Annotated in this window: 6 protein-coding genes; all 6 read right to left on the bottom strand. The window is 30.7% G+C overall.

Annotated features, from left to right (window positions below; translation table 11 throughout):
* Positions 1–150: 150 nt before the first annotated feature.
* Positions 151–738, bottom strand: a complete 588-nt coding sequence (locus ABGT15_RS13175) for a hypothetical protein (protein WP_367231919.1) — start codon at positions 736–738, stop codon at positions 151–153.
* Positions 739–904: 166 nt separating this feature from the next.
* The gene (locus ABGT15_RS13170; protein WP_367231918.1) at positions 905–1,627 is read right to left on the bottom strand and encodes a hypothetical protein; all 723 of its coding nucleotides are present in this window, start codon (positions 1,625–1,627) and stop codon (positions 905–907) included.
* Positions 1,628–2,387: 760 nt separating this feature from the next.
* Positions 2,388–2,840 (bottom strand): hypothetical protein, encoded by a 453-nt coding sequence (locus ABGT15_RS13165; RefSeq protein WP_367231917.1) that lies wholly within the window; start codon positions 2,838–2,840, stop codon positions 2,388–2,390.
* 195 nt (positions 2,841–3,035) lie between these two features.
* Positions 3,036–3,527: a hypothetical protein gene (locus tag ABGT15_RS13160; RefSeq protein ID WP_367231916.1), complete on the bottom strand. Its 492-nt coding sequence runs from the start codon at positions 3,525–3,527 to the stop codon at positions 3,036–3,038.
* A gap of 226 nt (positions 3,528–3,753) precedes the next feature.
* Entirely contained in the window at positions 3,754–4,305 is a 552-nt protein-coding gene (locus ABGT15_RS13155; RefSeq protein WP_367231915.1) for a DMP19 family protein, read from the bottom strand.
* A 202-nt stretch (positions 4,306–4,507) separates the two neighbouring features.
* A partial coding sequence (locus ABGT15_RS13150) for a hypothetical protein (RefSeq protein WP_367231914.1) occupies positions 4,508–5,409 on the bottom strand: 902 nt, incomplete at its 5' end.

Genomic DNA, 5,409 nt, shown 5'->3' with positions numbered 1-5,409 from the left:
GGAGTCATCCATTATAACGTTTCGCGGCTTTGCGCTGTTGCGAACTGCGGAACCGCGTACTTTCTGCTAAGATAAATATTATTGCGGAAACTAAACTTGATTTCAGCACAAAACTCGCAATAGCGCAAAGCCGCTGTTATGCAACGTTTTTTATTCTAACTTTTTAAATTCCTTGCCATTCCATTTGTAAAATTCTGGAACATAAAAATATTTATAATAAGTTTCAAATTTTTCGTCGACAAACAAATTAGCGTTAGCTATGAATAAATCACTGTCTTTTCTAAATTCATAACCATCCCTTCCATCGTTTGGTTTTAAGCCAACATAGATTAAGCCAGTTTTTCTATTAATTATAAAAAATTCTGCGCATTGAGTTCCACAACTTTTAGTAATAATCGTATAATGACCTCCAAAATTTATTTTGTTTCTTTCGCAACCTTCAGTTATCATCCTAACATATTCTTTGTCATTTCTGAATTCGTTGTTTGTGAAGTTAGGTTTGGCAAGTTTTCCAGTATAAACTTCAACTTTGTAATCTTCAAACTTTTTAGGATTTTTGAGCTCAATAGGTTTATTTGCAATTGTATCTTTCTTGATAGTGTCTTTATCAATTTTCTTCTCAGATAAAGTTTTATCTTCTTTCGGAAGTAATATTTTCTCTGTATTGCTTTTGTTTGAACAAGAAGCAAATAAAATCATTAGTGCTAGGAAAAATCGATTCGTCATAAAATGTTGCATAACGTCCCGCCGGCTTTGTGCAGGTGGGGATTTTTATTACTGACGGATACAAATATACCGAAAAGTATTTAAGAAAAAACTTCTTTTTAAAGAAGAAATGCTAACACCAACCATTCCAAAAAATCCCTAAAACCCCACTTGCTCAAAACCGCTGTTAGCAGCTGGCTTATTCAAATATTTCAGGGTCTGGTTTAGAAAATTTTAATTTTTGTATTTTTTCAAGATTATATGCCGTTGTAGATTCAGTTATTGTATCATATATAAATAAATACTTTGATGTCTGTCCAATATATTCCAAATTTTTTGAAGATGTAGTATTGATTTGACAATTATTATCCAGTACGAAATCTATATTTTCTTTTAAAACAAAATTTGCATTAAATAGTCCAAACGAGTAAGGTATTATTACTATAAATAAAATAATAGAAAAAAATAATTTAGTCCATTGCTCTAATGTATAATTTTGGGCTTCAATGTTGTAGATTTTTATTAAATATTGAACCGATATATATGCAAGACCAATAAGGAGAATCATTGCAATAAACAATAACAGCACCTCCATTATACTGTTATACATAAATGCAAAAATGACAAGGAATACTATAGTTGGAAGAATTATCAATGCTCTTCGTGTAATTCTATACTTTGTGTAGGCTTTTGTCCACCATGACTCCTTTTCCAAATTTACATCTGATACCAAGAAATAGAGAGCAAAACCAATTCCGCCTCCAATCCAAATCCATCTTGTGAAAATTATTGTTAAATCTTCCATTGATAAAAAAGGAGCAATATTAAAATGGTACTGTTGGTAGTATGCAGATGAAGCAAAATACCCAGCTGCGGTGGATAATGCAAATATTAAGAATAAATATTCAAGAAGTTTTTTCATAGTTTTTTTTAAAGCTTGCTGCTAACGTCCCGCCGGCTTTGTGTCAGGCGGGGATTTTTATTACTGACGGTTACAAATATACCTAAAAGTTTGAAAGAAAATATTGAAAATAGGAGAGAAGTGCAAACACTTACCATTACCGATAAATCCCCAAAACCCCGCTTGCACAAAACCGCTGTTAACGGCTGCCTTCCTTGAGTTCCTACATTTCTTTTCGCAGTAAGGAGTTTTATAATTACAGTAAGGAAAAATCACTTTGCAGTAAGGAGAAATACACATGCAGTTGGGAAAAATTACTTTGCAGTAAGGAGTTTTATGATTGCAGTAAGGAGAAATATACATGCAGTTCGGAAAAATTACTTTGCAGTAAGTAGTTTTATGATTGCAGTAAGGAGAAATATGCACGCAGTTCGGAAAAATTACTTTGTGGTAAGAAGAATTATACATGCAGTAGCTATAATTCTTTTTTCATTAAGAATTTTCTATACAACAGCTATAAAATTTCAACATGTAGTTAAGATCTTTTGATTTTGTGTTATTGAATTTTTCGCCGCACTTAAATAATAACATCCAGTTTTCACGGCTCGTCACGCCCGGTTGCCGTTAACGTCCCGCCGGCTTCATGAAGTGGCGGAATTTTATTACTCTTGCAGACAAATATACCGAAAAGTTAGAGAGAAAATACTTATTTCGGAGAAAGAAAAATATTCACTGACCTTTACAGATTAAAACTGAATTTAGCCATTTCATGAAACCGCTGTTAGCTGTAGCCTTTTTCTTTGCACAACGCTTTTATTTTTTCTATTTCTTGTTCATCAAATTTCGCTGTTCTAGTGCATTTATTTGTAAATATAAATTTCTTTACTTTTTTGCTATCAGTCAAGTGTCTGTTTTTGTAGATAGCAAATATGATATAGCTTTCTCCAACTTGAAAGTTATATGCGCAATTACTAGCTGCACCATAAATAGTTATGATGTCTTTTTTTAATTTTCCTTTAAGATTTTCTATTACAAGAACAGTATATTTTGTAACTGTTGCTGTAAAGTCACGGTCTCTTTTATTTTTTACAGATAAATTTTCTTGGGATAATATTTTTCCACTGATTATAACGTCTGTATTTATTACTGCGTTCTCTCGATTAGCAGTTATACAACTACAAGCAAATGATAAACTTGAGAACAAAATTAACCCTAGAAATATGAAGTTTTTCATCGGTTCGTTGATTTAAGGTTACAGCTAACGTTCACCGGCTTTGTGAAGGCGGGGATTTTTGTTACTGATGTTTACAAATATACCGAAAAGAATGAAAGAAAAAGCCTCACTTCGGAGAAGAAATGCAAGCACCGACTCTTCCCAATACACACCCAAGCCCCGCTTGCACAAAACCGCTGTTAGCGGTAGTTTTTTTTATTCTCTGCTATAAATTATTATTTCACAACTCAAAGCAATTACAAATGATTTTCCAGTTTCAGAAAATCCAAAAGTTCTTATTTCACAAGGTCCATCTTTCGTGATAAAAGTCTTAATTTTCATTTCTGGGTTTTCTAAATATATATTTTGTATAGTAAAATTTTCAAATGGTTTTTCATCTTGTTCAGGTTCACTTAATGATAATTTCCAACCATCTTTTGTTGATTTAAGTAAATTGTCACCTGCAATTAGTCCCGAAGTTTTTATCTCTATATTTTCTAATATGTCGAATCCTTTAATAGAATTCTGTCCCTGATCGTATCTTTTCCACCATTCAAAAGCATTGCTTTTTCTTGCAATTTTTTCTCCACTAATACAGTCAAAAATTCCTTCACCTTGACTTGATAGAAGCAATAAAATATCTTTGTTTTCTTCATAGCCAACATCTTCTAATCCTCCAATTGCAAAAGTGTTTTTATGTCTCCACATAAATAAAAAATTTTATAAATAATTGATTTTGCTCGTTCCACCGAAAATTACCGCTAACGTCCCGCCGGCTTTGTGAAGTGGCGGAAATTTTATTACTGTTGTTCACAAATATACCGAAAAGATTGAAAGAAAAATGTTGAAAAATAGGAGAGAAGTGCAAGCACTGACCATTCCAAAAAATCACCAAGCTCCGCCATTTCACAAAACCGCTGTTATGCGTTCGGTTTTATTTTAAGTTAATTTTGAGATATTCTATAATGTATTTTTCAAGATTTTTTACATTGTCATAATATTGTTTATCGTAATTTTCATAAATATCATCCATTTCCCATAATTCCTCTTGATTTTTTTTATCGTTTAATTCATCAATTAATTCTCTTCTTTTACCGGTGTCTTTTGGTAAATATCCATTTGGAAAATGTGTTTTAATACTTTCTAATATTTTTACATATTCAGTTGCTTTGATTTCATTAAGGGCTTTCAAAGTCTCTTCAAAATTATCTCCAGTTGAATTCTCAACAAATTGAATTAATCCACCATTTAAAACTTCACCATGCATGCTAAATATATATATTAAATTTTTTAGTGGATTCCCAAAATTTTCAATATTATCACTATAAATTTCACGAGAAATTACATCATCGTAAATTTTATCAAATAGTTTGGATTGATCTTTAGTTTCAAAATCTTTAGAAGAAATGTTAAGTTTATCATTCATTTTTTGTGAAAAGCTAATATTAAAAATTAATAAAATAGCGAAAATTAATATATTTTTCATTTGATTGTTTTTTCGTTTTCCTAAACTGACGCATAACGTCCCGCCGGCTTTGTGTCAGGCGGGGATTTTTATTACTGATGTTTACAAATATACCGAAAAGTAGCTAAGACGAAACATGATTTTAAAGAAGAAAATGCAAACACCGGCTCTTCCTATTATAAACCAAACCCCGCTTGCACAAAACCGCTGTTACCAGCAGTTTTTATTTACTAATTAGCTCGTCAATATCTTCAACTAATTTTTTTCGTTTTATAAAATAAAGACTTAATTTTTTTGATAAAGCAGATTGCCAATATGGATATTCAATGGCAATTTTGTCTTCCGAGAGTAAACTGAATAAATATGGTCGATAGAAATCATCAGTATTTGCAATCTTAGTTATATTAGATTCCATTTCTCCTGTAATCACGCAAAGTGTTGAAAAATCGAGAAGCAGTACCAAAATATCTTTATTTAAAACTCTAAAATCTATAATATTAGGATAAGTTTTTATTTCTCTTTCAAAACCATTTGGATTTATTGCTACTATATGAAATTCATTATTAGCGCAATAATATGTATATCTGTTAAGTTGTTCAATTTGAGGAATTAAGTTGGGTCTGTAAACTTTTATATTTAGTAATTCGTTGATTTTTTGGGAAGCGGATTTATTGTACAGTAAAGTAAAATCTTTGGAATTATTATTGATTTTTTTAATATTCTGACAAGCATATTCAATAAGATTTAAAACTCCTTTAATGTCAAAATCTTTTTGGGATAAATAAATATTCAAACCTTTGTTTTCTGCATTTTCGTTTTTATCTAAGAAATAAACCTTAATTGAATTATTATGCTCAATTGAGTTTTGAGAAAATGTTAGATTAATTGTGTCTTTATATTTAAGCTGTTCGCTAAGTAATCTTGCATATTTTCCAATTATTAATGGCTTATTCATTAACTCCATATGATATGGGGCAAATACAGTTACTTTAATATTTTCGAAAACATATTGGAAACCGACATCTTTATGTGCAAACATATTTATGCTAATAAAAAATGCAGTTAATAACATTAATGTCCTCATACCCAATGTTTTGTAAAATTGCTGGTAACGTTTTTCGGCTT

It is taken from the genome of Flavobacterium enshiense, from assembly GCF_040750275.1.
In the GTDB taxonomy this organism is placed as follows: Bacteria; Bacteroidota; Bacteroidia; order Flavobacteriales; family Flavobacteriaceae; genus Flavobacterium; species Flavobacterium enshiense_B.
This window is presented reverse-complemented; position numbering and strand designations above follow the sequence as displayed.